Source organism: Paenibacillus sp. 01T422 (assembly GCF_056398785.1).
The window spans coordinates 1-3,401 of the sequence record NZ_JBFTQB010001060.1; the positions used below are offsets into that span (position 1 = coordinate 1).

5 protein-coding genes are annotated in these 3,401 nt (G+C 48.5%); 2 read left to right on the forward strand and 3 right to left on the reverse strand.

Annotation, left to right across the window (positions count from 1 at the left end):
- Positions 1 to 21: 21 nt before the first annotated feature.
- From spoIIIAB to AC1DUA_RS35475, 3 genes are all read right to left on the reverse strand, one after another.
- The gene (gene spoIIIAB, locus AC1DUA_RS35465; protein WP_477504205.1) at positions 22 to 540 is read right to left on the reverse strand and encodes a stage III sporulation protein SpoIIIAB; all 519 of its coding nucleotides are present in this window, start codon (positions 538 to 540) and stop codon (positions 22 to 24) included.
- A 6-nt stretch (positions 541 to 546) separates the two neighbouring features.
- Positions 547 to 1,530: a stage III sporulation protein AA gene (spoIIIAA, locus tag AC1DUA_RS35470; protein ID WP_477504206.1), complete on the reverse strand. Its 984-nt coding sequence runs from the start codon at positions 1,528 to 1,530 to the stop codon at positions 547 to 549.
- A 72-nt stretch (positions 1,531 to 1,602) separates the two neighbouring features.
- Entirely contained in the window at positions 1,603 to 1,815 is a 213-nt protein-coding gene (locus AC1DUA_RS35475; protein ID WP_477504207.1) for a YqhV family protein, read from the reverse strand.
- 43 nt (positions 1,816 to 1,858) lie between these two features.
- Here AC1DUA_RS35475 and comA point away from each other — a divergent pair, with 43 nt between their 5' ends.
- Together comA and AC1DUA_RS35485 are read left to right on the forward strand one after the other, a co-directional pair.
- On the forward strand, positions 1,859 to 2,662 hold the full coding sequence (comA, locus tag AC1DUA_RS35480; protein ID WP_477504208.1) for a phosphosulfolactate synthase: 804 nt from the start codon (positions 1,859 to 1,861) through the stop codon (positions 2,660 to 2,662).
- 3 nt (positions 2,663 to 2,665) lie between these two features.
- A partial coding sequence (locus AC1DUA_RS35485; RefSeq protein WP_477504209.1) for a 2-phosphosulfolactate phosphatase occupies positions 2,666 to 3,401 on the forward strand: 736 nt, incomplete at its 3' end.

The following is a 3,401-nucleotide window of genomic DNA, read 5'->3' on the forward strand; positions in this document are numbered from 1 at the left end:
AGGACAAGTCCCCTGCTTCCCTTAATACATCAAAATTACGATTAATGCTCCGATAAGGACACCTAGGCTTTTCCACATTTTCTCGTAACGGCGCTGATCTTCCCTAGACTCGGTTTCTTCTGCCTGAAGCTGAGAGATAGCGAGCCGCAAATGCTTGATTTGATCGCTGCGATCCGTCACCMCCAGCACAGATCCAAGCTGCAGGATAACCTCTTGCTCGGCTTGCTTCATCGATGTTCTTCCCCATACGTCCTTAACGCTTCTATGCCAAATGTCACGAGTAGATGTCCCGTCATTCGCCAACAACCGCTCCGAAGTTAATCGAAACAAGGAGGAAAGAGGTTCCGCAACTTGTTTGCCAAGCGAGGAGAATGCTTCAGGCAGTGGTGTAAGGGCGTATGTGATTTCTGTCTCCATGCGTCCAAGTGCTGAGATCAGCAGCCGGATTTGTTTAGGTCGCCTAACATAATGAGCAGCTTGCAGAAAGCCATACAAGGTGGCGGCACTGATAATGAGTACGCCGCCAACGAATTTCAGCATCTTTCATCATCCTTTACGTGCAGGATAGAGTTCCAACGGCTTACCCAGCCGATCCAATATGCGAAATCCAGCAGGCTCGCCTTTTCTTCGATGCAAGATGACATATCTCGTAAATACACCCTCTTCCAAAAGCTGCTTCAGCACAGGCCTCATGCGGACATCCTCATAATCAGCGCCATGCGCGGTTGCTACGACGCGAATCCCCGTGTGAACAGCCTCGTGGATCGCTCCTGCATCCTCTGGCCGGCCGATTTCATCGACGACCAGCACATCCGGCGATAATGATCGGATCATCATCATCATGCCTTCCGCTTTTGGACAACCATCCATGACATCTGTTCTCGGCCCTAGATCGAATCTAGGAACTCCCTTGACACATGCCGCCAGTTCCGATCGTTCATCGACTACGCCTACCTTCTTGCCTGCTGTACCCAGCCCATTCACGCCCCACTCTCCGCGGCTGATGAGCCTCGCCATGTCACGGATCAGGGTTGTCTTCCCTTGCTGCGGTGGTGATATAACGAGCGTGTGATGGATGCTCCTCAGAATCGGGTCGAAGAGATGCGGCAGCACCTGCCTGCCTACACCTTGAATCTCGCGTGCAATTCGAATGTTGAAAGAGCTAACATCTCGAATCTGTTTGACATCTCCTTGATCTAATACCGTACGCCCGGCTAGTCCTACTCGATGGCCGCCAGCGATGGTGATATAACCTCTTCGCAGTTCCTCTTCATGGGTGTACATGGAATGGTTCGTCAGCATCTCCAGCAAGGTCAGACAATCTTGACGGGTTGGCTTGTACGCCCGTTCTTCCCCCGTCACTAATTGACCTCTMTCATCAATGAAAGCGTACCCGTCCCCCCAGATTAGCTCGAAGGGCCGTGATTCTCTCACCCTAATTTCCTCAACGCTAGCTTGTACGTCCGGCGGCAAACCGGAGAGTAGAGTCCGAAGCGTCTGAGGAAGAATGTGCATGATCGTATCGTGCATAGAGAGACATCCCTCCAAGTTGTCCAGTCTTCTATATTCATTTCTATGCTTAATAGAAAGAAATATGACCGATTACTTTTTTAAAATACCAATGAATAGACAGCTTACTCCCGCAATGACCCAGAGCATCTTGCCGTAGGAAAGTTTCTCTGCTATCCCTACCAAACCTATCGTCGTAGTAGCTAGTAGTACTAGAGGACCTACTAGAGCGAGCGTAGAGTTCACTAGCAGCGCTTTCTCCACCGTTGCCAGTCTGAGCATTACAATGGCTGCTATGATCTCCATACCACATAATTGAACCTTCGAAGGACAGTGAGGAGAAATACCGATGGAAGCTACCTCTTATTTGAACTGGAATCCCGTTCTGGCCGACCCCACAGGACAAAGGCAGGCCAAACCCAGAACGCTGGGTAAAACAATGGTAATGGATAAAGGCTTAGGGCCAAATGCATTTGAAGATTTACTTGTCGCTGGCAGCAGTCATGTGGATATGATTAAACTCGGCTTCGGCACGTCTCCTCTGTATCCGCAGCATGTGCTGAAAAGTAAAATCAACTCCGCCAAAGAAAATGGCATTTGTATCTATCCAGGAGGCACTTTTCTAGAAGTTGCAATCACACAACATGCTGTAGATTCCTATTTCGACATGATTGTTGCACTCGGATTTAACGGTGTTGAAATATCCAATGGTACCATTGAATTCGACCGTAAACTCAGAAATGAGTTGATAGCGCGCGGGCTAGATGAAGGATTAGAGGTTATTACCGAATATGGCAAAAAGGGTTGGGGTTCTGCAATCGAATTAGAGGAATTAATCGAAACCGTCATGTTAGACACAGAATTCGGAGCTTCACTAGTAACCATTGAAGCTCGTGAATCTGGGATGGGTGTTGGGATCTTCGATTCTCAGGGGAAATGCAAGGATGAGGAAGTTGGGCAAGTGCTCTCCGCCGTTCCAGGGCAGCGGCTTCTGTGGGAAGCGCCGCTCAAAAGTCAACAGGTGCATTTGATTAGCATGCTTGGAACCGATATCCATTTGGGCAATATCTCACCGGATGAGCTTATTGCTTTGGAAGCATTGCGCAGAGGACTGCGTTCCGATACGTTGTCCTTAGGTACCAGAAAGGAATAAAAGATGCATATCGAGGTTGTCGCCAACATCGGCGAAGCAAGAAGTGACGATTTTCTTCATAAAACCGTCATAGTCGTTGATGTTATCCGTGCAACTAGCACGATCATCACCGCATTGATTAACGGTTGCAAAGCCATCGTTCCAGTGGATACCGTTCTGAGGGCCAAAGAACTGCAACAAGAAGGTGATCTGCTTGGAGGGGAACGTTTTTGCAAGAAAATCCCCGGTTTCGATTTCGGTAATTCACCATTGGAATATACCAAGGAAACTGTTCAAGGCAAGCGAGTGATCCTAACAACAACGAATGGTACTAGAGGCATTCAAAAAGCGATAAAAGCTGATCAAGTGTTAGCAGGTTCTTTTTTAAACAGCAAAGCTTGTGCAGCGGCCGCGGTAGCCTTCAAGAGAGACACTGTCATTCTATGCGCAGGGACACAGGACGTCTTCTCCTTAGAGGATGGACTTTGTGCCGGCCATATTCTTGAAGAGCTGGTCTTAGCTCTAGGGGAGAAACAGATAGCAACCAATGATTTCGGTTTAGCTATGCGAGGATGCTTTTTACAAGCCCAAAATACGTTATACGATACACTGCTATCCACCAGCAACGGGAAAAAGATGTGCAAGTCCGGATTCCAGGCGGATATCGAAGCCTGTGCCAAAACAAATATCACGGATCAAGTTCCAATCCTTGAACGTGATCAAATGGTGCTGCTGCAGCGCAGTTCAGGACGTCCTGCGT